Source organism: Comamonas sp. FUJ_7 (genome assembly GCF_057369555.1).
In genome coordinates this window covers 117035-141240 of record NZ_JBXXZI010000002.1, presented here as the reverse complement: position 1 = coordinate 141240, position 24206 = coordinate 117035, and the positions used below count along the sequence as shown (strand labels likewise).

The window sequence follows — 24206 nt, the reverse complement described above, 5'->3', positions numbered from 1 at the left end:
CTGACAAGAGTGAATGCCCATTCTTGGCAAAGGCGCTAGATAGCATCAAAGCCTCCAGCACTCATGAGAGCAACATGGGCTTAAACACATCAAATTCAATAGCTGAGCACGCTTACCCCATAAGGATTTAAAGGCAAAAACCCTCAAATCCAGCAAAAAGCAATACTCATTTGGACTGACTCAATGACGTGTGGCCGTAGCAAAGCTTGCATTGCGCAAGAAGCTCGCTGGCATTTGTAGACTAGGGACAGTACTTTGCTGAGTTTGAGAAGCCAGCAGCTCGTCCAGACGCGGATCCCTCAGCATGACGGTCTGACCATTGGGACTAGCAACAGCAACAACTGCGGAGGCCTGTGCTTCGGCTCCCAGTTGCACTGCCTCATCACTAGCCGCAGCCACTGGCTGACTAAGTCCCAATGAGGCCGCAGGAGCGGCTGCTACCACTGCGCTAGGCCGATAGGCTGCGAGCTGTGCACCACCTTGGCGGCTATAAAGGCCTCCAGAGCCCGCCAACATCACCCCCCAGCCCACAGCAGCAACTGCCGCAACTGAAGCAAAGCCTGCAGCCATCTTCCAGCGAAAGACAGAAGCATTGGCCGCATGACGTGCAGGCAAGCTGACGATGTTCGCTCCGTTGACCACAGCCTTGCCTTGCTGATCTGCCTCAGCGACCTGCCCCAGAGCACCCAAGTCCAATGCGCCTGCGACACCAGCAGTCACACCGGGCAAATGAATACCTTGGATCGGCTCACGCTCCATATGCGCTCGCACACCACTCAGAATATCGTGCTGGCAATGATGTGCCAGCTCCGGTGAGCGCAGTACATCCCCGATGAGGTGATACATCGCCCAGGACTGCTGGCCTTCGTCGCTTTCTGCAAAAGACAGAGCTGCCTGAATATGGAGAGCCGAAGCCTCGCCATCCACCAGGGCCGATAGCTGTTCCTGCTTGATCAGATCGTCATTCATGAAGTTCACCTGCTCGTCTTGCTGTACTACCAACGTTTGCCGCCCTGGCGCTCCAGCAAGGGCTTAACCCTGGCCGAAATTGCCTCACGCGCCCGAAAGATGCGCGAGCGCACTGTCCCAATAGGGCAATCCATCGCCTGAGCGATTTCCTCATAACTCAGCCCTTCGATTTCGCGCAGCGTGACCGCCTGGCGCAAATCCTCGGGCAAAGCTTCCATCGCGGCATTGACAGCCTCAGCTATTTCGCGCGCCGCCAACACCGTCTCCGGGGTTTCCTGAGTCGTTAGTTCCTGTCTGTGAGCAGAAGTTTCATCCTCGTCATCCCCAATGTGTAACGCACTCTCGGTCATGACCGGGGAGCGGTGCATTTCCATCAAGGCTTTCTTGGCCGTGTTCACCGCAATCCGGTACAGCCAGGTATAGAACTGCGCCTCGCCACGAAACTGATGCAAGGCTTTATAGGCACGGATAAAGGTTTCCTGCGTGATATCAGGCACCAGATCCACATCACGCACCATACGACCCACCAAGCGTTCAATACGGCGCTGATACTTAATGACCAGCAGCTCAAAGGCCCGTGTATCACCAGCATTGGCGCGCTCAACCAGAGCCAGGTCGCTATCAGCAGAGGAAGTGGAGAAATCGGGAGGTGTCATGAGATGCTAGGCGGCGCACTGCTCAGACCTGCAAAAGCTCAGCATTGCTCTGTCCGCAGCACGATGGAGGAATATACCGCACGCCGCAAGTCTCCCCATTGCTCAGGGATGTGCTGCTGCGCTATAAAAATCCATAGCACTCTCCGCCTTCTGTGCCCAGGCTTCAGACCTAAAACACTCGAGGCTCTGAGCCACAGCCAGCTGCCACCATCCAGCCCCACACCCAGTTGCACAGATTGCGGCGTCTGCGCAGCACCTGAACATTGCAATTCAAGCGACCAGTCCTCCCCACTCCAAAATATTCGCCCTTGCGGCCAGTCGCGCCACACTCCATACAGCAATGAGAATGCTGACAGCGTCACCAATACAGAGAGAAGTATCGGCAGCAGGTCCGACTTAGCCTGACGACACCAAGCCAGCGAACTCGCCAACAGCACAAGTCCCAGCAAGGACAGGGCAAGCCCAGCCCAACGCGGCCTGAAGAAGGCATAAGCGACGGCTGGAGCATGGTAGCGAAGACTCATACCACAACGATGCGCGAAAGTCTTATGGCATCAAAGCTAGGGAAAACACAGCCGCTTATCAATGAAAAAGCCCGCCAAGTCTGAAACAGGCGGGCTTACAAAAATAGATTAATGCGACTTAGACGCGCTTGAAGACCAGCGTACCGTTGGTACCACCAAAGCCGAAGTTGTTCTTTACAGCCACTTCCAGCTTGGCATCACGCGCCACATTGGCGCAGTAGTCCAGATCGCAATCAGGGTCCTGGTTGTCCAGATTGATGGTTGGCGGGATCTTCTGATCGTGCAGCGCCATCACGGTGAACACGCTCTCGATACCACCAGCGCCACCCAGCAGATGACCTGTCATGGACTTGGTCGAGCTGACGACCAGACCCTTCTTGGCGTACTCACCCATGGCCGCCTTGATGGCGTTGGATTCATTCGCATCACCCAGCGGTGTAGACGTGCCGTGCGCGTTCAGGTAATTGACCTGATCTTGGTTCACACCAGCATTGCGCAAAGCGTTGAGCATGGCGCGGCGTGGGCCGTCCATGTTGGGAGCCGTCATGTGACCGGCATCGGCACTCATGCCAAAGCCAGCCAGCTCCGCGTAAATCTTGGCGCCGCGGGCCTTTGCGTGCTCGTACTCTTCAAGCACCAGCACACCAGCACCTTCGCCCAGCACAAAACCATCACGGTCCTTGTCCCAGGGGCGCGAAGCCGCCTTGGGGTCGTCGTTGCGCGTCGATAGCGCACGCATGGCAGCAAAGCCGCCAACACCCAGAGGCGATACAGTGGCTTCCGTGCCACCAGCCACGACGATGTCAGCATCGCCGTATTCAATCATGCGACCTGCTTCGCCGATGCAGTGCAGACCTGTGGTGCAGGCTGTCACGATCGACAGATTTGGCCCCTTGAAGCCAAAGCGCATGGACACATGCCCTGCCACCATATTGATGATGGAAGCAGGCACGAAGAACGGCGTAATACGGCGAGGGCCGCGCGCCGCCAGTTCTGCGTGGGTATTTTCGATCAGCGGCAGGCCGCCGATACCCGAGCCAATCACGCATGCAATGCGTGTGGCCAAGTCTTCAGACAGGGCTTCACCTGTGGGCAGGCCTGCGTCGAGAACAGCTTGTTCCGCAGCCGCAATACCGTAATGAATGAAGGAGTCCATGGAGCGCGCATCTTTGGCGCTCATGTACTTCTCCACATCAAATCCCTTGACCTCACCGGCAATCTTGCAGGAGAAGTTCGACGCGTCGAACTTGGTAATGAGGTCAATACCGGACTGGCCGGCTAAAAGATTGGCCCAGGCTTCGCCCACCGTGTTACCCACGGGGGAGATGCAACCCAGGCCGGTCACGACAACGCGACGACGGCTCATGCGTTCAAACCTTTAACTGATCGCTGAAAAAAAGACCTTAGGCCTTTTGGTGGGTGTTGGCGTAGTCGATGGCGTTTTGCACCGTCGTGATCTTCTCTGCGTCTTCGTCAGGGATCTCGATGCCGAATTCATCTTCCAGGGCCATCACCAGTTCCACTGTGTCCAGGGAGTCAGCGCCCAGGTCAGCCACGAAGGCCTTTTCGTTGGTCACTTGGGACTCTTCAACGCCGAGTTGTTCAGCAATGATTTTTTTGACACGTGCTTCGATATCGCTCATGGTTTCCCTCAGGGGGTTGTGAATGAACCCGCGATTCTAGCCGTTTCAGGCCTAAGACCTTTTTCGGCTGGCCGTCGCGAGGAATCGGCCACTGAACTTGCAAAAGTGTTCAGCTTCTGGCAGCAAGTGCGACAAACGCCGCCCAAACTACCGAAATTCTTTACATGTACATGCCGCCGTTGACGTGCAATTCCTGCCCCGTCACATAGCCTGCGCCGTTTGATGCCAGATAGGCCACGGCATGTGCGATGTCGCTGGGCTGACCCAGATCGCCCATGGCGATCTGGGCCTTCAGAGCCGCCTTCTGCGCCTCTGGCAGATCGGCCGTCATGTCGGTCGCAATGAAACCTGGCGCCACACAGTTCACGGTGATACCGCGGCTGCCCAGTTCCTTGGCCAGCGCACGGGTCATACCGGCCACGCCAGCCTTGGCTGCAGCATAGTTGGCCTGACCTGCGTTGCCGGAGGCCCCGACCACGCTGGTGATGCTGATGATGCGGCCAAAACGCTGCTTCATCATGGGGCGAATAGCCGCACGACTGACTCGGAAAACAGCCTTCAGATTGGTGTCCGTGACGGCATCCCAATCGTCATCCTTCATGCGCATGGCCAGGGTGTCGCGGGTAATACCGGCGTTGTTGACCAGCACATGCAGACCGCCATCGTTCTTAACGATGGAGTCGATCAAGGCATCGACGGCAGCGCCGTCAGTCACGTTCAGGTTCACGCCACGGCCACCAAAGGCAGCCAGGGCTTGAGAGATTTTTTCAGCGCCGGCATCCGAAGTAGCGGTGCCGATCACTTGATAGCCTTTGGAGGCCAGCTCTTGCGCGATGGCGGCGCCGATGCCTCGGGTGGCACCAGTGACCAGGGCAACTTGAGGCTTGGTCTGGTTATCAGTCATGCGAGCAATTCTTTCACGTCAGCCAGGGTGGCTGTATCAAACAGGGGAGCACCCGTCAGGTCGGCGTCAATACGCTTGACCATGCCAGCCAGCACCTTGCCGGGGCCGCATTCCACAATATGGGTCACGCCGCGCGCCTTGATGGCTTGCACGCATTCCACCCAGCGCACAGGGCCGAATGCCTGACGATACAGGGCATCACGAATCGCATCAGCGTCCGTTTGGACGGTAACGTCAATATTATTGATGACGGGAATCTGAGGGGCAGCCAGCGTCAGGTCTGCAAGCGCCGCCTTGAGCTTTTCCGCAGCAGGCTTCATCAGACTGGAGTGGAAAGGTGCGGAAACGGGCAGAGGCAGGGCCCGCTTGGCACCTGCAGCCTTGACGGCTTCACAGGCTTTTTCCACGGCCAGCTTGCTGCCAGCGATCACGGTCTGGCCGGGGTCGTTGAAGTTCACAGCTTCCACCACTTCAGCGCCACCCAACTGGGCAGTCACTTCAGCGCAGACGGTCTTGACCTTTTCGGCATCCAGAGCGAGCACAGCAGCCATGCCGCCGGTACCCACGGGCACCGCATCCTGCATGGCAGCAGCACGCAGGCGCACCAGAGGTGCAGCCTGGGCCAGCGTCAGCACGCCAGAAGCGACCAGCGCCGAGTATTCACCCAACGAGTGACCAGCCATGGCATCAGGCAGCTCACCGCCTTCGGCTTGCCACACGCGCCAGGCAGCTACACCCGCCACCAGCATCACTGGCTGGGTGTTGGTAGTCAGAGCCAGGGCTTCCTTGGGGCCTTGCTGAATCAGCAGGCCAATATCTTCACCCAGAGCATCCGAGGCTTCGGCCACGGTCTGGGCCACCACAGGATGATCACCCCAGCCGTCCAGCATGCCTACTGCTTGCGAGCCCTGGCCGGGAAATACAAATGCGAACTTCTTCATATTTCTTAGTATAAAAAGTACTTGTAACGCTTATGTACTGTGCGCTTACAGCTACATCTTGAGGAGCACAGCACCCCAGGTGAAACCACCACCCACGCCTTCGAGCAGCACGGTCTGGCCCTTTTTGACCTGACCTGTGCGCACGCCATGGTCCAGCGCCAGAGGGATGGATGCAGCCGAAGTATTGCCGTGCTGATCTACAGTGACCACCACCTTGTCCATGGACAGCTTGAGCTTGCGCGCTGTACTTTGCATGATGCGGATATTGGCCTGATGAGGAATCAACCAGTCGATATCAGCTTCTGTTAGACCCGCTTTTTCCAACGTGGCCCGCGCGGCCTTGTCCAGCACACTAACCGCCAGCTTGAAAACGGCCTGACCATCCATCTTGAGCAAAGGATCGCCCAGCACATTGCCGCCCGACACATTGCCTGGAACGCAGAGAATGCCTACATGACTGCCATCGGCATGCAGCTCGGTGGACAGAATGCCCGGCTCGTCAGAGGCTTCCAGCACCACGGCGCCCGCACCATCACCAAACAGCACGCAGGTCGTGCGATCATTGAAATCCAGAATACGGCTGAAAACTTCCGAGCCCACCACCAGCACGCGCTTGGCTGCGCCCGACTGAATCATGGAGTCAGCCACCGTCAATGCATAGACGAAGCCACTGCATACCGCCTGCACATCAAACGCAGGGCAACCATTGGTGATTCCTAGTTTGTTCTGCAGGATGGCCGCGGTCGAGGGGAAGACCATGTCCGGCGTAGACGTGGCAACGATGATCAGGTCAATATCCTGCGCATCAATGCCAGCAGCCTCAATCGCTTTGCGACTGGCCTCCAGCGCCAAGTCGCTACTGGTCACCTCAGGCGCAGCAAAGTGGCGAGCACGAATGCCCGTACGCTCGACAATCCATTCGTCGGAGGTTTCCAGTCCACGCGTTGCCAACTCGGCAGCGAGGTCGTCATTGGTAAGGCGGCGGGGAGGCAGATAGCTGCCGGTGCCTATGATGCGTGCGTAGCGTCTCATGTCTTCTATCAGGTCTCCGACGTTCCTTGTTCCGCTTGAGCAGCCAGCAGCAAAGGTGCGGCTGCAGCAATACGGGTGCGGACACGTTCCAGCAAATTGTTGCGTGCCGCATCATACGCACGATTGAGTGCGTGCTCGAAAGCCATTGCATCAGCAGAGCCATGGCTTTTAAAGACCAGGCCGCGCAGGCCCAGCAATGCGGCGCCGTTGTAGCGGCGGTGATCGACGCGCTTCATCAGCGCAGATAACACCGGATAGGCAATGATGGCAGCCATTTTGGTGAAGATATTGCGCTTGAACTCTTCCTTCAAGATGCCCGAGATCATCGACGCCACGCCTTCCGTCGTCTTGAGCGCGACATTCCCGACAAAGCCGTCGCAGACCACGATGTCCACCACCCCCTTGAAAGTGTCATTGCCTTCGACGTTGCCATAGAAGTTCAGATTGCCCGCATCGCCCGCAGCGCGCAGTAATTCACCCGCACGCTTGATGACTTCACTGCCCTTGATCAACTCTTCACCAATATTGAGCAAGCCCACAGAAGGCGCTTCCGCATTTTTGAGCGCAGACACCAAAGCCGACCCCATGACCGCAAACTGCAGCAGGTGCTCTGCCGTGCAGTCCACATTGGCGCCAAGATCCAGCATGGTGGTGTCGCTGCCCTTGGCATTGGGCAAACCAAAAGCGATAGCAGGACGATCAATACCCTCGAGCGTCTTGAGCAGGTAGCGCGAAATTGCCATCAGCGCACCGGTATTGCCGGCAGACACCGCAGCCTGAGCTGCTCCCGTCTTGACCTGACTGATAGCAACGCGCATGGAAGAATCTTTTTTCTTGCGCAGCGCTACTTCCACCGGGTCGTCCATGCCGACCACTTCAGTGGCAGGCACCACCGTCGCACGGTCGTGCTTGAAGTTTGCCAACTCATCAACCTTGCCGACCAGCAGCAAATGGGCTTCAGGATGAGTATTTAAAAACTGACGACACGCAGCCAGCGTGACGCGGGGGCCATGATCGCCCCCCATGCAGTCAACAGCCAAAGTAATCATGGGCGACTGACAAGTCCATTCGGGCTTGAGGTTATAGGTTGAATGTTCCAGATAGCGCGCACAGGAGTTATTTACAAAAACAGCTCAAAAATTGGGCCGCAGGCCTTGTGGCAGCTAATTTTGCAAATATCTCCCATAAACACAAAAGCCTGTTGCTACAGACAATGTAGCAACAGGCTTTGCGAATGCAGTCGTCGCTTAGGCTTCGGACTTGTTCTTCAGCACTTGGCGGCCACGGTACACGCCGTTGGGGCTGATGTGGTGGCGCAGGTGTGTCTCACCAGTTGTGGCTTCGACAGCGATGCCAGGCACATTCAGTGCGTTGTGCGAACGGTGCATGCCGCGCTTGGAGGGAGACTTCTTGTTTTGCTGAACAGCCATGATGGCTCCTGTGTATCTTGAAAGGGTTGGTGACACGACCCACACATCAAGAATGGGTAAATAGATCTACCCTTAGACACACCGCAAGTGCGCCTTCCGTCCGTGCAAGTCCTAAAAAAACGCGATCAGCCCATTAAAGACACGAGGGGGTTTCGCGCGGAGCTCACGATTATAGCGCAAACGCTTTTCGTGGCCCATGCAAATCAATCCCCACCCATGCCTCGGGTTAGATCAGTTGGCAGATTTACCTACATTGAGAGACTGCAGCACGGCAAAAGGGTTTTCCTTTTGCTCACTCGCCTGATCGAAGTCAGCATCGCTGACCTCCAGCTTGACAGCCACCGGGCACTCGTCGTGACGGGGCACAACGGGCACTTCCATCAGCAACTCGTCTTCGATCAATTCCAGCAAGTTGAACTCGCTGCTCAGTGCAAGCACATCCTCATCGCTGTCGTCATCTTCCAACTCTGCCGTGGCTTCGTCAGCTACAAAGCGAAATGACCGATCCACATAAAGGGGAATATCAGCCTCCGTCAGGCAACGCTGGCAAGTCAGGGGCATCTCAACTTCAGCCGTCAAGTGCAGCCAGACATGACCGCTGCCGCCTTTTTGCGCAACCAGCTCGCCTTCAGCTTCCCAGTGCACCAGCGGTTGCTCACCGGCAATTGCCAACGCATCGGCCGCCAGTCGCTTGAAGTCCGACAATGGCGCCTGTCCATGCAAATGACCTGCAGCCTGTGCAAAAGCACGCACATCCAGCCGGGTCACAGAAAAATCCTTGCTCATGCAGCCAGTGTAAGAGAATCCCGCAATGCCTGACTTATTGATTGCCGGACGACTTGAGCGTCCCCTCATTCTTGGCTCCACCTCGCGCTATCGCCGCGAGCTGCTGGGCCGCCTGCAACTGCCATTCGAGACGGTCTCCCCAGAAGTTGACGAGACCCCATTTGACCAAGAATCCCCTTACGAGCTGAGCCTTCGCCTGGCCATCGCCAAAGCGCAAGCCGTGGCCCAGTTAAACCCCGGAGCCATCATCATCGGCTCTGACCAGGTTCCGGAACTCGATGGCCAGCCGCTGTCCAAGCCAGGTAGCCACGAACGTGCAACCGAGCAGTTGCGCCAGATGAGTGGCCGCCAGATGAATTTCCACACGGGTGTATGCGTCACCTGCCTGGAAAGCGGCTTCTCAGAATCAAGCGTAGTGACGGTTCAAGTGCGATTTCGCGAGTTGAATGACACCGAGATCGAGCGTTATTTGCGCGCCGAGCAGCCTTATGACTGCGCAGGCTCGGCCAAGAGTGAAGGTCTGGGCATTGCGCTGCTGGACGCCATCGTCAGCGACGACCCCACTGCTCTGATAGGCCTGCCACTGATCCGTACCTGCCAGTTGCTGCGTGCCGCAGGAGTGGTTCTGCCATGAGCGAAACATCAAGAAGTAAAACAGGCACTCTGTATTTGGTGCCCGCCCCACTCGACTTTGGCTGCGAAAGCCAGACCGCCCTGACCGAAGTGTTACCCGAAGGCACGCTGCACCGTGCTGCCACGCTGACTCACTGGATCAGCGAAAACGCCAAGACAGCCCGCGCCTACCTCAAGCGCATCGACGCCCTGTTCCCGCTGGCTGCCCCACTGCAAGCCCAGAGCATTGCCGAACTCCCCCGCGAAGCCCACAAAAAAGGCGACCATGGCAACAAAGGAGCTGCCATGTTTGACCCAAAGCCTTTGCTGGCACCTGCGCTGGCGGGCCATGACATGGGTTTGATCAGCGAGGCAGGCATGCCCGCGGTGGCCGACCCCGGCAGCTCCATCGTGCGTGCAGCGCATGACCTGGGCATTCGCGTTGTGCCGCTGGTTGGACCTGTTTCACTGCTCTTGGGACTGGCTGCCAGTGGACTGAACGGCCAAAACTTTGCCTTTGTCGGCTATGTACCGCAGGATCACAGCGAGCGCACAGCCCGCATCAAGGAACTGGAAGGTTTGGCTTTGCGCCACGGCCAGACACAGCAGTTCATCGAGACGCCTTATCGCAATGCGGCGCTTTGGCAGGCGCTGCTGCAGACGCTTCAGCCCAACACCCGCCTGGCCATGGCCAGCGGATTGACGCTGGAGACTGCACGCATCGAAAGCCACTTGGTGCGCGAATGGCGTCAGCGCAATGCCCCGCCAGACAACCGCACCCCCGTGGTTTTCGCCATAGGGCGATGAAATCAGAAAAGCGGCTTTCGCCGCTTTCTTTTTTTGATAGCTTGCACCGCTGTTCAGATATGGACTTCAGACTGATTTCAAGCGCAACTCAATAGCAGTCAAGCGCAAAGCGCTATCAAAATAGATTTCAACGAATGCTGGGGGCCAGCTCTCGCATGGCCTGAACCGAACCAGCACCGACGGCTGCACCAAAGCGCTTGGCCAGGCGCTCCGCCACATTGTCACGTCGGGTGTAGTCAATGACTTCTTCCGCCTTGACCACCTCACGAGCCACGTAGTCCAGACTTCCCAGCTTGTCGGCCAGACCCAGCTCGACAGCTTGTTGCCCCGTCCAGAATAGGCCGCTGAACATTTCAGGGGTTTCATGTAAGCGGTCACCACGACCGGCTTTGACGACACCGATGAACTGGCGGTGAATCTGCTCCAGCATCTGCAGCGCAAACTCTTTTTGCTGCTCAGACATGGGGCTGAACGGATCCAGGAACCCCTTGTTCTCGCCCGCAGTCAGCAGTCGCCGCTCCACGCCGACCTTGTCCATGACTCCCGTAAAGCCAAAGCCATCCATCAAGACACCAATGCTGCCCACGATGCTGGCTTTGTCGACAAAGATTTCATCGGCCGCCGATGCAATGTAGTAAGCAGCCGAGGCACAGGTTTCTTCAACCACCGCATACAAAGGCTTGTTGTACTTGGCCTTCAGGCGCGTCATCTCGTCGTTGATGATGCCGGCCTGCACAGGACTGCCTCCAGGCGAGTTGATCAAAAGCACCACAGCACGTGAGCCCGAGTCCTCAAACGCACTGCGCATGGCCGCAACAACAAACTCTGCACTCGCGTCAGCCCCCGAGGCGATTTCTCCCTTGATCTCCACCACAGCCGTATGGGGCGAAGTACTGGTCTTCGTCGCCGTGTCCTTGAAAAACACCATCCACAGCGCCAGCAACACCACGACAGACCACAGCAAGCGGCTAAAAAATCTCCAGCGCCGTGCGGCACGCTGCTCTTTGATGGAAGCAAAGACCAGCTTTTCCAGCACATCCCGCTCCCAGCCCCCGCTACCGGGTGCTTTAGGAGTCGCGGAAGCCTCGGCCGATCCGGCTGAGGCCTTGGACCACAGGTCAGCACCCGGCGTCACATGGGACTGCGAATCATGGTTGTCAGGAGTGTTTGGGGAACTCATCTCAAAACTCAATTGGCTTTAGTTGTGGGCCAGTATGCCAGCGCACCATGCCATCGCTTTCGCTCAAGGCGATTTTCACCAGTCCACCCCGGCAAGGGCCGCCAGCGCAGGCACCGCTGTCAGGTTCATAGGCCGCTCCGTGGGTAGAACACAACAGCCAGCGCCCGGAGTCATCAAAGAACTGCCCTTCCTGATAGTCCATTTCCATGGGGATATGGGTGCAGCGATTCAGATAGGCATGGACCTGCCCTTGATAGCGAATCGCAAAAGCCCGGCTGCTTTGCCCTGCATACAGCACATCGAAACCCAGCGCCTTGCCACCGTCAATCAGCTCTGCACTGCTGCACAAGTTCACAGCATCCGTCATATTCACCTCAGGCGTTGGCCAGCAGCCAAGTGCGCAATTGCTGCGCCGAATCAGCGACAAATAAAGGATTGAATTGAGCAAAGCTGTCGGGCGGATGGGCACCATAAGAGACACCCACGCAGGGGCAACCGGCATTCACCGCCATCTGCAAGTCGTGTGTGGTGTCGCCAATCATCAACGTGCGCTCAGGCTCCACGCCAAACTCTGACATCAGCTCATGCAACATCAGCGGGCTAGGCTTGCCTGCCGTTTCATCTGCCGTGCGCGAGCCATCAAACAAACCTTTGAGTTGCGGGTCCTGCAGCGCCTGATTCAGGCCCATGCGGCTCTTGCCTGTGGCCACGGTCAGCCAGTGACCCCGGCTGCGCAAATCGTCCAGCAACGGCAATATGCCGTCAAACAGGCAAATATCGTCCTGATGCTTGAAAAAGTGAAAGCGATAACGATTGGCCAGATCCTGATACTTCTCAGGCGGCACATCAGGTGCCGCCCGGGCCAGGGCGGGCATCAGCGCCATGCCGATCACATAGGCAGCCTGCTCGTCACTGGGCACGGTGCCTCCTACATCGCGCACCGCCTCCTGAATGCTGCGGCTGATGATGGCGGTGGAGTCCGCCACAGTTCCATCCCAGTCAAAGGCAATCAAATCGAAGCGGCGCAGGCGCGGCTTGCTATCATTTCCGCTATGGTTTTCAGTAATCATGAAGCCTTTTCAGTTCACAAAATCCGCCAGCTCCGGTGGCAGCTCGGCACGCAGCTCGATGCGCTCACCGCTGGCAGGATGATTGAACTGTAGCCGCCAGGCGTGCAGAAACATGCGTTTGAGCCCATGCTTCTGGACACGACGGTTGAGATCAAAATCACCATATTTGTCATCGCCCACGATGGAGTGACCTTGTGAAGACAGGTGAACGCGAATCTGGTGCGTGCGCCCGGTCTTGATGGTCACCTCCAGCAGGCTCATGGCAGGCAGGCCCTGCAAGGGACGCGCTTCAATGAGCTTGCGAATCTTGACCAAGGTGATGGAGCGCATGCCATCCGGATCGTCCTGCGTGGTCACACGCACACGGCGCTCGCCGTCGGCCTGCAGATATTTGTGCAGCGGCGCATCAATCACCTTTTTATTGGCAGGCCAAGTCCCTTGCACCAGTGCCAGATAGGTCTTGCCCGTTTCACGCTCGCGGAACTGATCTTGCAGATTGATGAGTGCCGAGCGCTTTTTAGCTACCAGCAAAATGCCCGAGGTTTCTCTGTCCAGCCGGTGCACCAGCTCGAGGAACTTGGATTCGGGTCTTGCCTGGCGCAACTGCTCAATCACACCAAAGCTCACGCCCGAGCCACCATGCACCGCCACGCCTGCGGGCTTGGACAGAGCAATCATGTGCTCATCCTCCAACAGGGCGGGAAAATCCTTAGCAGGCGCTGGACGCTCCGCTTTTTCGCTCACTTTTTCGGAAATCCGCACCGGGGGAACTCGCACCACATCGCCAGGCTGAACCCGGGTCTCAGCGCTGACGCGCCCTTTGTTGATACGCACTTCACCGCTGCGGATAATGCGGTAGACATGGGTCTTGGGCACCCCTTTGAGGTGGCGCATGAGGAAGTTGTCGAGTCGCTGTCCGGCGGAGTCTTCATCCACCTCGATCAAGCGCACTGAGGCCGCGGCCGTATTCTGGGTCCGGTCCTGCGCCGGTTTGCCCTCTATAATGTGTTTCACCTGTGCCGAGCTTAGTTGTAAGTGATTGATTCGCATGGAGTTTAGTCCAAACAATCATTTCCCACCGCACAGGCAGGTCGATGCCCGCCAGTTTTGTACACGCAAACTGCAGCCCAGAAGCGCTGCAGCAGCCTGTGAAAGTCTGGCAAAGGCTGACGAATTGAAACACTGATACGGAATCTCATACCGGGCAGTTGGCTCAGGCAAAGCAGCCTGCAACTGCCGGTTTTCTCAACGAGCATGTGGATCTTTTGGACATTGCTGATCAACCTCTGGGGCAAGGCACAGCCGGCCTCCGAGACGAGTCGTGTCCTGAAGGTGCCACCCACCTCCCCTGCACGCGCACCGGTTTTTTTTGTTCCCCGTCTGCATGCGCGTCCTCTGCTGCTCGTCCCCCGGCCTGTACCTCCGCTACTGACTTGAGATCAGGCCAGTAGCGCAGTCCTGTACCGCCCCCAGATTCCTGATCCGTTTCAACCGTTCGTCTGGCATCAAGGCTCTCCGTAGAGCCCGTCTTTGATTACCAGTCAAAGGTGCGTTGGTCTGTGACCAGCGCGCCCTATAAAACGAATAAAGGAAGCGCATCATGAAACGGATGCTGATTAACGCGACGCAGTCTGAAGAACGCCGCCTGGCCATTGTTGACGGCCAGAAACTGCTGGACTACGAGATCGAAATCGAAGGTCGCGAACAACGCAAGGGCAACATCTACAAGGCCGTTGTGACCCGTGTCGAGCCATCGCTCGAAGCCTGCTTTGTGGACTATGGCGAAGACCGCCACGGCTTTCTGCCCTTCAAGGAAATCTCCAAGCAATACTTTGCCGAAGGCGTCTCTCCCAGCCAGGCCCGCATCAACGATGTGATCCGCGAAGGCCAGGAACTGATCGTCCAGGTCGAAAAAGAAGAGCGTGGCAACAAGGGCGCCGCCCTGACCACCTTCATCTCTCTGGCCGGCCGCTATGTGGTGCTGATGCCCAACAACCCCCGTGGCGGTGGCGTTTCTCGCCGCATCGAGGGCGAAGATCGCGCCGAGCTCAAGGAAGCCATGGACCAGCTGGAATACCCCAAGGGTATGTCCATCATCGCGCGCACCGCAGGTATCGGCCGTACCGCGCCCGAGCTGCAGTGGGACTTGAACTACCTGCTCAAGCTGTGGAGCGCCATCGACGGGGCAGCCAAGGCCTCCAAGGGCGCTTTCCTGATTTATCAGGAGTCCAGCCTTGTCATTCGCGCCATCCGCGACTATTTCAACAATGACATCGGCGACATCCTGATCGACACCGATGACATCTACGAACAGGCCCAGCAGTTCATGGCGCATGTGATGCCTGAGCACGCTGCGCGTGTGAAGCGTTACCGTGATGACGCTCCCCTGTTCAGCCGTTTCCAGATCGAGCACCAGATTGAGTCTGCCTACTCGCGCACCGTGACCCTGCCATCGGGCGGCGCCATCGTGATCGACCACACCGAAGCGCTGGTTTCCGTGGACGTGAACTCGGCCCGCGCCATCAAGGGCGGTGACATCGAGGAAACCGCAACCCGCACCAACTTGGAAGCCGCCGACGAAGTAGCCCGTCAGATGCGCCTGCGCGACCTGGGCGGTCTGATCGTGATCGACTTCATCGACATGGAAGAGTCCCGCAACCGCAAGGAAGTGGAAAACCGCCTGCGCGATGCCTTGCGCCAGGACCGTGCCCGCGTGCAGTTCGGCACCATCAGCAAGTTCGGCCTGATGGAAATGAGCCGCCAGCGCCTCAAGCCCGCGCTCTCCGAAGGTGCGCACATCAACTGCCCACGCTGCAGCGGCTCCGGCCACATCCGCGACACCGAGTCTTCGGCGCTGCAGATTCTGCGCATCATTCAGGAAGAGTCCATGAAGGACAACACGGCCGCCGTGCACTGCCAGGTGCCTGTGGAAGTGGCTTCCTTCCTGCTCAACGAAAAGCGCAGCGAAATCACCAAGATCGAGCTCAAGCAGCGTGTCAACGTCATCATGGTGCCCAACAAGTCCATGGATACGCCGCACTACAAGCTCGAGCGCCTCAAGCACGATGACACGCGCCTGGAGTCCATGGAAGCCAGCTACAAGCTGGCGGACGAGCCCGAGGACGTGACCACTGTTACCCGCCGCTCGCAGGAGCCCACCAACAAGCAAACCCCCGTCATCAAGGGCGTCCTGCCCGATGCACCGGCTCCTATTGCAGAGCCTCGTCCTCCCCGCCAGCAGCGCACAGCCACTGCAGCAGCGGCCCCGGCTCCTTCTGCAGCCCGCCCCGCAGTGCGCGAGCAAGGCTTCTTTGCCTGGCTCAAGAATCTGTTCGGCTTTGGCACACCTGCGCCTGTTGCTGCTGCGCCTGTCGCAGAGGCAGCAGCTCCCGCGCCTCGCGAAGGCAACCGTGATGGCCGCCGTGGCGACCGCAACCGCCGAGGTGGCGAGCGCAGCGACCGTAATGAGCGCAGTGAGCGCAACGGCGGCGAGCAACGGAGCGAGCGCGGCGGAGACCGCAACAACCGTCGTAACGGTGCCAACCGTGACGGCGAACAACGCAACGAACGCCCCGATCAGCAGCAACCCCGCCAGGAGCGCAACGAACGCGGCAACCGCCGTGGCGGCGAGCGTGGCGAACGCAATGAGCGCCGTGATGATCGTCAACCTCAGGTAGCAGAAGCGACCCTGAACGGTGAAGAGTTCAACACTCAGGCACAGGCTGCAAAGCCAGAGCGCAGCAGCCGCCATGAGCGTGGTGAGCGCGGTGAACGAGCAGAGCGTGGCGAGCGCACAGAACGCGGTGAAGGCCGCCGTGAGCGCCAGCAGCGCAATGCCGAAGCCCAGCCCGTGATGCAGCCTGTGGCAAACGAGAACGCACTGCAGGTTTCTGCAACGGAAGCACCGGATGCCCAGACTCAGGATGCACAAGGCGAGCAACAGCCGCGCGAGCAGCGTCAGCGTCGCTCACGCGATCGCTATGGCCGCGACCGCCGCGACCGTGCACCACGTGATGCACAGGCAGGCGAAGCCGCCTTTGCCGAGCAAGCTGCGACGGCTGCGCCTGATGTAGCCATGGAAGCGCCCGCCTCCGAAGCGGGTGAGCAACCTGCTCGTCGCAGCTACTTTGATGCTGTTGCGCCTCAAGCCCATGCTGAGCAAGCGCCTGCAGCTACAGAAGTAGAAGCACCTGTGGCTACGACAGAAGTCGCTCCTGCTGTGCAGGAAGCTGCTGCGCCTGTGACAGCTGCTGCCGAGTCTCAGCCTGTTGCTGCTGTGGCAGAAGTGGCTCCTGCCGCTGAGCCAGTTGTCACTGAAGCTGCTGCTCCAGTGGTCGAGGCTGCCGCTCCTGTCATGTCTGCCGCCCCTGCAACGCCCAAGGTCCAGGCCTATGAGCTGCCTCTGGCCGAGTTGCACGCTCTGGCTGCTGCTTCGGGTCTGGAGTGGATCAACTCCGACGCTGACAAGGTGGCCGCTGTGCAGGCAGCCATCGCTGCCGAGCCCAAGCCCGTGCGCCTTCCTCGCGAGCGCCCCGCCCCCGTGGTGCTGGACGAAGGCCCGCTGATTCTGGTCGAGACCCGCAAGGATCTGAGCCTGATGCAGCTGCCTTTCGAGAAGGAAGAGCAGGCCGCTGGCCTCAACGCCTAAGCAAGCTGCCTTGCGGCATCACAGGGCCAAGGAAACCTGTCCACCACGGTGGATGGGGCCTTGGCCCTTTTTCATGCAGCCCTTTGTTGAATTTGTTAGCTTCAAGCCATGCTGTTTCTGATCTCTCCGGCCAAATCGCTGGACTACGAAAGCCCTATTTCTGCCGAACTTCCTCACACACTGCCGGTATTTCCACAGCAGTCCCTGGAGCTGATTGGTGTGCTGCGCGAAAAATCGCCCCAGCAACTGTCCGAGCTGATGAGCATCAGCGACAAGCTGGCCGTGCTCAATGTGGGACGCTATGAAGCTTTCAGCCCCCGGTTCACGGCTCAGAACTCGCGACAAGCCGTACTGGCTTTCAACGGTGATGTCTACGAAGGCCTGAATGCGGCCAGCCTCAAGCCCAAAGAGCTGGACTGGGCCCAGGAGCATGTGGTGATTCTCAGCGGGCTCTACGGCGTGCTGCGTCCGCTGGACCTGCTGCAGCCCTACCGTCTGGAAATGGGCACTAAGCTGGAAAATGCCCATGGCAGCAACCTCTACCAGTTCTGGGGCTCGCAAATTGCCAATTACCTGAACGAGCGCAGCAGCGAGCAGCCCGAAGCCGAGCGCATTGTGGTCAACCTGGCTTCACAGGAATATTTCAAGGCCGTAGATTTGAAGACGCTCAAAGCACCTGTCGTGGAATGCGTGTTCGAAGACTACAAGGGCGGCAAATACAAAATCATCAGCTTTCACGCCAAACGTGCGCGTGGCCTGATGGTGCGCTGGGCCGTTCAGCACAAAGCCAAAAAGGTGGCTGACTTGCGCAAGTTCGATCTGGAAGGCTATGCCTTTGCCGAGCAGGCCAGTACCGCCACCAGACTGGTGTTCCGCCGCAGGCAGGAAGACTGATTCGCATTGAAATCAAGCGCAGTGCGCACTAGCATGGTCGACATGAGCACATCTACCCAAGACGAGTTCGTCACCCCTCCCGGCCTCACCCCCGAGTTAATGCAATGGCTGCACGCACAAGCTGCCAGCGGCGTGCCTCCACACTCGCTGCTGCAATCCATACGCAAGGCAGGCTGGGCCGAACACTTGGCCAGACGCGCTCTATCGCTGCCGGAAGAGGGGCCTCTGCCTTTTCCCTTTGCTTCCGCACAGCGTCAGCAGCCAATGGCAGAGCAGCCCCGTGGCGGCAGCGTGCCCGAGCCCGATCTGCATAACGACCCTTGCGTCATCGATGCCGGAGACCGCGAGGTGCATGTCCTGACCAGCCTGCGCCAGCCACGCGTGGTGGTATTTGGCAATCTGCTGTCTGATGAAGAGTGCGAAGCCATCATCGCAGCCGCACGCCCCAGACTGCAGCGCTCTTTGACCGTCGATAACCAAAGCGGCGGCGAAGCCGTCAACGATGACCGCACCAGCAGTGGCATGTTCTTTCAGCGTGACGAGAACGAAGTCATCAGCCGCGTGGAGCAGCGCATTGCCCGGCTGCTCAACTGGCCCGTCGAAAACGGCGAAGGCCTGCAGGTGCTGCACTACCGCCCAGGCGCCGAGTACAAGCCGCACTACGACTACTTTGCCCCCAACGAGCCTGGAACGCCCACCATTCTCAAGCGCGGTGGCCAGCGCGTAGGCACCTTGGTCATGTACCTCAATGAGCCCACGCGCGGCGGCGGCACGGTCTTTCCCGACATCGGTCTGCAAGTCGTCCCCAGGCGCGGCAATGCCGTGTTCTTCAGCTATGACCGCCCCGACCCCGCGACAAAGTCCCTGCATGGTGGAGCGCCAGTTCTCGAAGGAGAAAAGTGGATTGCCACCAAATGGCTGCGCGAGAGAGAGTTCAAGTAAAAACAGCCTACAGCCCATATCCATCAAGCGCAGCTAGCTATCATTTTTACTAGCTGCGCATTGTTTTCTGTACTTATGAATACTCCTGAACAATCCCAGCTGGGCAAAAGCTCGGCCTATGTGGACCAGTACGACGCGTCCCTGCTTTTCCCCATTCCACGCCTGGTCAAGCGCGAAGAGATTGGCGCCGGCAGCAATCCGCCTTTTTTTGGTGCTGACCTGTGGACGGCGTTCGAGCTGTCCTGGCTCAATCTGCGCGGCAAACCACAGGTGGCACTGGCGCACTTCACCATCCCCTGTGAAACGCCGAACCTGATCGAGAGCAAGTCCTTCAAGCTCTACCTGAACAGCTTTAACAACAGTTGCTTTGCCGACGGCAGCGAAGTGCTGGCACGTCTTCGCGCCGACCTCTCCGAAGCCGTCTGGCGCGGCAGCGACCACAAGGGCAGCATTGGCGTGCAACTGATCGACGTCGAGAAGTTCAATGCCCAGCAAGTCCATGAGCTGGACGGCCAGCTGCTGGATCGACTGGATGTGGAGTGCACGCAATACACCCCGGCTCCAGAGCTGCTTCGCGCCAGCCATGGTGAAGCTCCTGTGTCGGAAACCCTGGTCAGCAATCTGCTCAAAAGCAACTGCCTGGTGACCGGTCAGCCCGACTGGGGCAGCGTGCAAATTCAATACACAGGTCCGCAAATCGATCAAGAAGGCCTGCTGCAGTACCTGGTGAGCTTTCGCAACCACAACGAATTTCATGAGCAATGCGTGGAACGCATCTTCATGGATGTGTGGTCCCGCTGCAAACCCATCAAGCTGGTCGTCTATGCCCGCTACACCCGCCGCGGCGGCCTGGACATCAACCCCTTGCGCACCAGCCACCCCGGTGCCCTGCCCGCCAACGTGCGTACGGCAAGGCAGTAAAGATTGCGGGCTTGCGAAGCCCCCAATAAATAGAAGCTGCTTACGCTGATGAACACTTGATTTCAGATCGTTTTCTACCTGAAACCAACTATGAACCAGCGCTTGCAGCTCCTTTTTTTGACACTCTGCCCTATCTGAACAGAAGCGCTACCGCCCCCAAGGGGCATCATCCTGCCCCTGCAAAGCCTCTGCATAACGCAAGTCCTGCTTGCGCAGCCACAGGCCGTTGACGCCCTGGCGCAGCGGCTCCACGCTGGCGCGCTGCCAGCTCTGGGGCACCAGCAACTGGCGCAAGCCAGGCTGCCCAGTGCTCGCACCGGGCTCAGAGGCCGTCTGCTCTTCATCGGCTGGCAATGGCTCATCTTGCCAATGCAGGCCCTGGGCATCCCAGCTCTTGAGCACGGGCATGCGGGCCTTGATCTCCAGCGTGCGCAGCTCTTTTTCCACGGGGTTGAGCCAGTGCAGCTTCCACAGCCCCAGCTCGCCGTACCGGCTCTCCACCGGCTCAAGCACCGCCCAGCCTTCACCGGAGGGATGCGGACAGGCACAAGGCCCCACACCGCACAAAGCCAGGCCGCTGCGCGTCATGGCGACACCATCCTTGCTCAGCTCATCGGCTTGCCAATAGCTGTTGACGCCCTCGTTCACACCACCCCACCACCACAGGCTGTCGCCACGGACTTCATCGCGCCAGACATAGTCACCATCCGCACAAGGGTGCTGAATCTGCTTGACCGAGCGCCAGCGTGGCAGCAGCTGCCAGCGCCCCTGGACATCGGGTGCCAGCTCTCGCTCTGCGTACAAGGGACGCCAGTCTGGCCGGGCCAGATGGCTGGCCGACACAGACTGCAAAGGCCAGCGCCAGGAGGCTGTGGAGGGGTCCCAGTCCTTATCGGCCAGACTGGCCGTGAGTGCTACCACCCGCACACGTGCAGCCATGTCCCCTTTCTGTGTGCCTTTGAGGGCGGGGACCGCCTGCAGCCGCACGACAGGCCAGGGCAGGTCAATGCTTTGCAGGCGCTCACCATCCCAGACCTGCAAGCTGCCGCTGCCGCCACGCATGGGCGCGCGTCCATGGGGCATGAGAATGGCCCAGCGCCCCTGCACAATCACATGCTCCAGCGCCCAGGCTCCCGGCAGGTGGCGCTCTCCCCACTGCAGGTTATAGGCCGCTGTTTCACCCAGCTCATCCTTGGCGGGCTTGGCCAGCGTCCAGATCATGCGCTGGCCCTTCAAGGGCTCGCTTTGCGCTCTCCACAGGGCCGGCTGGGCCGGGTCGCGCAGCCAGTCAAAGGCCACGGCCAGCGACGGCTTGAGCATGGGCAGCCCATCCCGTTCGTGACCGACGCACACCTCGGTCTCGCTCATGATGCAGCTGATGCTGGTGCCGTCATGCAGACGCTCGATATCAGGAATATCCACGCTGACGCGCTGCAGGATCAGGTCTTGATTCCAGCTCAGTTCCAGAGAGCCTGCCTCCTCTGCTTGGGCCTCTCCAGCCTTCCAGCACAGGCCCAGCGCCCATGGCTTGCTATCTTCAGGCATCAGTTCCGGCCACTGCTGCCAGCCGCGCTCCATGGTCCAGGCCACCAGCCTCAGACTGTTCTGACTGGCATCGCCCTGCGTTGGATAGGCATACAGCGCAAAGGCTTGGGCATCGGCCCGCCAGACCATGCTATGGCTCTCATCCAGGCCCCAGGGCTGAAGACTCTCTCCCAGCATCAGCTGCCAGTGCGGGTTCTGCAGTGGCGCCATGGGATAGCGCAGCTTGCGCAGCGAAGCCGGCCAGTGCCGCTTGAGTGTCAGTTGCGGCACGGCTGTGGGCTGCGAGGGCTGAGGCAGCACGGGCATGGGGCGGCCAACCTCTGTCGGCAAGCTCTCGGCAGGTACCCACAAATCCACGACCTGCACCAGCGGCTGAGCGGCAGCTGCTACATGCTCACCCAGCCAGACATCGAAGTTGATATCCGAAAGAATCACATGCGCATCGTCGGCAATACCGCTCTCGTTGATGCTCTCTCCGCTCCAGCGTGGCATACGCCAGTGGATTGCATCCAGCAACTCCCCTTCGGCCTTGGTAATCAGCCAGCTGCGCCGGGATTTGCGGTCTACCAGATGGGCAAGCTCGCTGTCATAAAAGCCGGTACGCAGCCAGCGCCCGTCATAGGAGGTGTGCATGTCCATCTCCCAGACATGGGGCAGATAGACGCCATCCGAGCACATCACATCGCCATAGAGCGGACCGCCCATGCCTCGCTCTCCCTGGGGACGAAAATTCACATCCTTATTGCTCTCATCCGCAATATCAGCATGCGCTTCCAGCTCTGATTTTGATAGCTTTGAAGCACTCACTGCCGAGGCCTGACTGTCTGCCAGAGGCTTTCCCTCAGGCGCAGGTAGATCGGCTTGGGCAGACGCGGACCGCCCCCCACCGTCACGCAGACGTGAAATCAGCCAGACCAGCAAACACAGGGCCAGCGCCGCAATAGCAATCAGGGTCAGCACAACACTCATGCCGTCATCCTACAGAAAGCACACACAAAAAAAGCAGCTCGCAAGCTGCCTTTTTTGGCCTGTGCCAAAGCCTCAAAGATTGAACACGTCGACCGAGCGCTCCAGCGTTTTCGCGCTCAGGCGCAGCGACTCGGCCGCACTGGTGGACTCTTCCACCAAGGCGGCATTTTGCTGGGTCACCGAATCCAGCTGCGCCACGGCTTCGTTGACCTGAGAGATGCCAATGGACTGCTCGCGCGTGGCAACGCTGATCTGGTGCACCAGCGAGCTGACCTTGTCCACGGCTTGCACCATGCCGTCAATTGTCTGCCCTGCCGCACGCATGCGCGCATTGCCATCGTTGATGCCGTCAACCGTGCGATTGATGAGCACGCTGATTTCCTTGGCAGCCTCTGCGCTGCGCTGGGCCAGCGCCCGCACTTCGGCCGCCACCACGGCAAAGCCACGGCCTTGCTCACCGGCACGCGCAGCCTCCACCGCCGCATTGAGCGCCAGCAAATTGGTCTGGAAAGCAATGCTCTCGATCACGCCAATGATCTCGCTCATGCGAGTGGACGAACCACGAATATGCTCCATGGCCTGACCCACCTCGCTGATGGCCATACCGCTGCGGCTGGCCACCTTGGAGCTTTCATCGCTGGCACCGGCCATGAATTGCGCCGTATCTGCCGTCTGCGAGACCGTGCCGGAAATCTCCTCCATCGACGCAGCCGTCTGCTGCAGACTGGAGGCCTGAGACTCCGTGCGTCCGGCCAGCTCAAAGCTACTCTGGGCGATTTCATGCGCCGTGCGTGCAAAGCCCTGCACCTCGGTGCGCACATCGCCCACCACGGCTCGCAAATTGATCTGAATCTGCTGCAGTCTCAGCATCAGCGCGCCCATGGCACCGTTGTAGTTCTGGCTGCACTCGGTGCTCAGATTGCAGGCGGCCACATCGGCGGCAAAACGGCTGGCCTCATCAAGCCCCGCCACGCAGCGGCGATGAAAGCGCCACAGCACAAAAATGCCACCGGCCATCAAAGTAGCAGCGCGCCAGCCCCAGGCCGCAGCGCCCTGCCAGCCCAGCATGTCCGGCACCATGACAATCAAGGCCACGATGGCCAGCAGCCATGCCATGCGTGCCACCAGGCCCACGTCCTGACGCCCATCCCACCAGGCCATCAGCCCCAGGCGACGGATCTCTCCGCCACGCAGGCGAATGCTGGCCTTGCCCTGCTTTTCCTCGTCACGCATGCGTGCATACAAGGCCTCGGCTTCAGCCACTTCTTTGGCGGAAGGCTTGGTGCGCACCGACAGATAGCCACGCGGCTTGCCTCCTTCCATGATGGGGGTGACATTGGCACGCACCCAGTAATGATCGCCATTTTTGCGGCGGTTCTTGACCAGAGCCGTCCAGGGGTAGCCATGTGCAATGGTGCGCCACATGTCCTTGAAGGCTGCGGACGGCATGTCCGGATGGCGGATCAGGTTGTGGGGCTGGCCGATCAGCTCTTCATAGGTAAAGCCGCTGACCCGCACAAATGCCGGGTTGCAGTGCGTGATTTCGCCCTTGGTATTGGTACTGGAGACGAGCAGCTCATCACCTGGAAAATCATAGTTTTGTTGGGTAATCGGCAGGTTCACACGCATGACTTGCACTCCTCCAGGAAGCCTATTTTTTATTCAAAAGCGATCAATCCGGGAGACGTCCAGGGCCGCACCAGCATAGATACACAATCTCACACTTGAATCAT

The 24206-nt window shown here is 59.0% G+C and carries 22 protein-coding genes; 6 read left to right on the top strand and 16 right to left on the bottom strand.

Translation table 11 applies throughout. The features are described from left to right. Positions 1–180: 180 nt before the first annotated feature. The 10 genes from AC2I9W_RS04360 to AC2I9W_RS04315 all read right to left on the bottom strand — a co-directional run bounded on the left by AC2I9W_RS04360 (position 181) and on the right by AC2I9W_RS04315 (position 8885). Positions 181–969 (bottom strand): sigma-E factor negative regulatory protein, encoded by a 789-nt coding sequence (locus AC2I9W_RS04360; protein WP_486408817.1) that lies wholly within the window; start codon positions 967–969, stop codon positions 181–183. 26 nt (positions 970–995) lie between these two features. Further along, on the bottom strand, positions 996–1625 hold the full coding sequence (gene rpoE, locus AC2I9W_RS04355; protein ID WP_486408816.1) for an RNA polymerase sigma factor RpoE: 630 nt from the start codon (positions 1623–1625) through the stop codon (positions 996–998). A 642-nt stretch (positions 1626–2267) separates the two neighbouring features. Then, positions 2268–3515 (bottom strand): beta-ketoacyl-ACP synthase II, encoded by a 1248-nt coding sequence (gene fabF / locus AC2I9W_RS04350; protein WP_486408815.1) that lies wholly within the window; start codon positions 3513–3515, stop codon positions 2268–2270. A 37-nt stretch (positions 3516–3552) separates the two neighbouring features. After that, positions 3553–3792, bottom strand: coding sequence for an acyl carrier protein (acpP, locus tag AC2I9W_RS04345; RefSeq protein WP_003058049.1), 240 nt, complete (start codon positions 3790–3792; stop codon positions 3553–3555). 160 nt (positions 3793–3952) lie between these two features. After that, the gene (fabG, locus tag AC2I9W_RS04340) at positions 3953–4696 is read right to left on the bottom strand and encodes a 3-oxoacyl-ACP reductase FabG (protein WP_486408814.1); all 744 of its coding nucleotides are present in this window, start codon (positions 4694–4696) and stop codon (positions 3953–3955) included. After that, positions 4693–5637: an ACP S-malonyltransferase gene (fabD, locus tag AC2I9W_RS04335; protein ID WP_486408813.1), complete on the bottom strand. Its 945-nt coding sequence runs from the start codon at positions 5635–5637 to the stop codon at positions 4693–4695. Before fabD ends, fabG begins: the two co-directional genes overlap by 4 nt. Before the next feature lie 51 nt (positions 5638–5688). Next, the gene (locus AC2I9W_RS04330) at positions 5689–6669 is read right to left on the bottom strand and encodes a beta-ketoacyl-ACP synthase III (protein ID WP_486408812.1); all 981 of its coding nucleotides are present in this window, start codon (positions 6667–6669) and stop codon (positions 5689–5691) included. Between the two features lie 8 nt (positions 6670–6677). Beyond that, complete coding sequence (gene plsX, locus AC2I9W_RS04325; RefSeq protein ID WP_158390068.1) at positions 6678–7718, bottom strand: phosphate acyltransferase PlsX; 1041 nt, start codon at positions 7716–7718, stop codon at positions 6678–6680. 198 nt (positions 7719–7916) lie between these two features. Next, the gene (rpmF, locus tag AC2I9W_RS04320; RefSeq protein WP_003058062.1) at positions 7917–8099 is read right to left on the bottom strand and encodes a 50S ribosomal protein L32; all 183 of its coding nucleotides are present in this window, start codon (positions 8097–8099) and stop codon (positions 7917–7919) included. Between the two features lie 231 nt (positions 8100–8330). After that, positions 8331–8885 (bottom strand): YceD family protein, encoded by a 555-nt coding sequence (locus AC2I9W_RS04315; RefSeq protein ID WP_486408811.1) that lies wholly within the window; start codon positions 8883–8885, stop codon positions 8331–8333. A gap of 25 nt (positions 8886–8910) precedes the next feature. Between AC2I9W_RS04315 and AC2I9W_RS04310 the strand changes: the two genes are divergently transcribed. Both AC2I9W_RS04310 and AC2I9W_RS04305 read left to right on the top strand, forming a co-directional pair. Next, positions 8911–9519: a Maf family nucleotide pyrophosphatase gene (locus tag AC2I9W_RS04310; protein ID WP_486408810.1), complete on the top strand. Its 609-nt coding sequence runs from the start codon at positions 8911–8913 to the stop codon at positions 9517–9519. Next, positions 9516–10304: an SAM-dependent methyltransferase gene (locus tag AC2I9W_RS04305; RefSeq protein ID WP_486408809.1), complete on the top strand. Its 789-nt coding sequence runs from the start codon at positions 9516–9518 to the stop codon at positions 10302–10304. Before AC2I9W_RS04310 ends, AC2I9W_RS04305 begins: the two co-directional genes overlap by 4 nt. Positions 10305–10431: 127 nt before the next feature. Here the strand turns inward: AC2I9W_RS04305 and AC2I9W_RS04300 are convergent, their stop codons facing one another. Genes AC2I9W_RS04300 through AC2I9W_RS04285 form a run of 4 tightly spaced genes read right to left on the bottom strand, consistent with a single transcriptional unit; the run spans position 10432 to position 13568 of the window. Next, on the bottom strand, positions 10432–11484 hold the full coding sequence (locus AC2I9W_RS04300; protein ID WP_486408808.1) for a S49 family peptidase: 1053 nt from the start codon (positions 11482–11484) through the stop codon (positions 10432–10434). A gap of 1 nt (position 11485) precedes the next feature. Next, a complete protein-coding gene (locus tag AC2I9W_RS04295) occupies positions 11486–11851 on the bottom strand; it encodes a Rieske (2Fe-2S) protein (RefSeq protein ID WP_486408807.1) in 366 nt (121 codons plus the stop codon). A gap of 7 nt (positions 11852–11858) precedes the next feature. Further along, entirely contained in the window at positions 11859–12554 is a 696-nt protein-coding gene (locus AC2I9W_RS04290) for an HAD family hydrolase (protein ID WP_486408806.1), read from the bottom strand. Positions 12555–12563: 9 nt separating this feature from the next. Next, a complete protein-coding gene (locus AC2I9W_RS04285; RefSeq protein WP_486408805.1) occupies positions 12564–13568 on the bottom strand; it encodes an RluA family pseudouridine synthase in 1005 nt (334 codons plus the stop codon). A 586-nt stretch (positions 13569–14154) separates the two neighbouring features. On the opposite strand from AC2I9W_RS04285, the gene AC2I9W_RS04280 reads away from it, so the two are divergent. From AC2I9W_RS04280 to queF, 4 genes are all read left to right on the top strand, one after another. Beyond that, the gene (locus tag AC2I9W_RS04280; protein ID WP_486408804.1) at positions 14155–17202 is read left to right on the top strand and encodes an Rne/Rng family ribonuclease; all 3048 of its coding nucleotides are present in this window, start codon (positions 14155–14157) and stop codon (positions 17200–17202) included. A gap of 108 nt (positions 17203–17310) precedes the next feature. Next, positions 17311–18096, top strand: a complete 786-nt coding sequence (yaaA, locus tag AC2I9W_RS04275) for a peroxide stress protein YaaA (RefSeq protein WP_486408803.1) — start codon at positions 17311–17313, stop codon at positions 18094–18096. A gap of 42 nt (positions 18097–18138) precedes the next feature. Beyond that, positions 18139–19038: a 2OG-Fe(II) oxygenase gene (locus AC2I9W_RS04270; protein ID WP_486408802.1), complete on the top strand. Its 900-nt coding sequence runs from the start codon at positions 18139–18141 to the stop codon at positions 19036–19038. A 75-nt stretch (positions 19039–19113) separates the two neighbouring features. Next, on the top strand, positions 19114–19959 hold the full coding sequence (gene queF / locus AC2I9W_RS04265; RefSeq protein WP_486408801.1) for an NADPH-dependent 7-cyano-7-deazaguanine reductase QueF: 846 nt from the start codon (positions 19114–19116) through the stop codon (positions 19957–19959). A 147-nt stretch (positions 19960–20106) separates the two neighbouring features. On the opposite strand, the gene AC2I9W_RS04260 is transcribed toward queF, so the two are convergent. Beyond that, the gene (locus tag AC2I9W_RS04260; RefSeq protein WP_486408800.1) at positions 20107–22473 is read right to left on the bottom strand and encodes a hypothetical protein; all 2367 of its coding nucleotides are present in this window, start codon (positions 22471–22473) and stop codon (positions 20107–20109) included. A gap of 72 nt (positions 22474–22545) precedes the next feature. After that, positions 22546–24102, bottom strand: a complete 1557-nt coding sequence (locus AC2I9W_RS04255; protein WP_486408799.1) for a methyl-accepting chemotaxis protein — start codon at positions 24100–24102, stop codon at positions 22546–22548. Positions 24103–24206 lie beyond the last annotated feature (104 nt).

Coding starts and splice junctions, on each gene's coding strand:
- AC2I9W_RS04255 (WP_486408799.1), bottom strand. CDS start 24,102: ATGCGTGTGAACCTGCCGATTACCCAACAAAACTATGATTTTCCAGGT.
- fabG (WP_486408814.1), bottom strand. CDS start 4,696: ATGACTGATAACCAGACCAAGCCTCAAGTTGCCCTGGTCACTGGTGCC.
- AC2I9W_RS04260 (WP_486408800.1), bottom strand. CDS start 22,473: ATGAGTGTTGTGCTGACCCTGATTGCTATTGCGGCGCTGGCCCTGTGT.
- plsX (WP_158390068.1), bottom strand. CDS start 7,718: ATGATTACTTTGGCTGTTGACTGCATGGGGGGCGATCATGGCCCCCGC.
- yaaA (WP_486408803.1), top strand. CDS start 17,311: ATGCTGTTTCTGATCTCTCCGGCCAAATCGCTGGACTACGAAAGCCCT.
- fabF (WP_486408815.1), bottom strand. CDS start 3,515: ATGAGCCGTCGTCGCGTTGTCGTGACCGGCCTGGGTTGCATCTCCCCC.
- rpoE (WP_486408816.1), bottom strand. CDS start 1,625: ATGACACCTCCCGATTTCTCCACTTCCTCTGCTGATAGCGACCTGGCT.
- rpmF (WP_003058062.1), bottom strand. CDS start 8,099: ATGGCTGTTCAGCAAAACAAGAAGTCTCCCTCCAAGCGCGGCATGCAC.
- AC2I9W_RS04315 (WP_486408811.1), bottom strand. CDS start 8,885: ATGAGCAAGGATTTTTCTGTGACCCGGCTGGATGTGCGTGCTTTTGCA.
- acpP (WP_003058049.1), bottom strand. CDS start 3,792: ATGAGCGATATCGAAGCACGTGTCAAAAAAATCATTGCTGAACAACTC.
- AC2I9W_RS04270 (WP_486408802.1), top strand. CDS start 18,139: ATGAGCACATCTACCCAAGACGAGTTCGTCACCCCTCCCGGCCTCACC.
- fabD (WP_486408813.1), bottom strand. CDS start 5,637: ATGAAGAAGTTCGCATTTGTATTTCCCGGCCAGGGCTCGCAAGCAGTA.
- AC2I9W_RS04280 (WP_486408804.1), top strand. CDS start 14,155: ATGAAACGGATGCTGATTAACGCGACGCAGTCTGAAGAACGCCGCCTG.
- AC2I9W_RS04330 (WP_486408812.1), bottom strand. CDS start 6,669: ATGAGACGCTACGCACGCATCATAGGCACCGGCAGCTATCTGCCTCCC.
- AC2I9W_RS04305 (WP_486408809.1), top strand. CDS start 9,516: ATGAGCGAAACATCAAGAAGTAAAACAGGCACTCTGTATTTGGTGCCC.
- AC2I9W_RS04295 (WP_486408807.1), bottom strand. CDS start 11,851: ATGACGGATGCTGTGAACTTGTGCAGCAGTGCAGAGCTGATTGACGGT.
- AC2I9W_RS04300 (WP_486408808.1), bottom strand. CDS start 11,484: ATGAGTTCCCCAAACACTCCTGACAACCATGATTCGCAGTCCCATGTG.
- AC2I9W_RS04310 (WP_486408810.1), top strand. CDS start 8,911: ATGCCTGACTTATTGATTGCCGGACGACTTGAGCGTCCCCTCATTCTT.
- queF (WP_486408801.1), top strand. CDS start 19,114: ATGAATACTCCTGAACAATCCCAGCTGGGCAAAAGCTCGGCCTATGTG.
- AC2I9W_RS04290 (WP_486408806.1), bottom strand. CDS start 12,554: ATGATTACTGAAAACCATAGCGGAAATGATAGCAAGCCGCGCCTGCGC.
- AC2I9W_RS04360 (WP_486408817.1), bottom strand. CDS start 969: ATGAATGACGATCTGATCAAGCAGGAACAGCTATCGGCCCTGGTGGAT.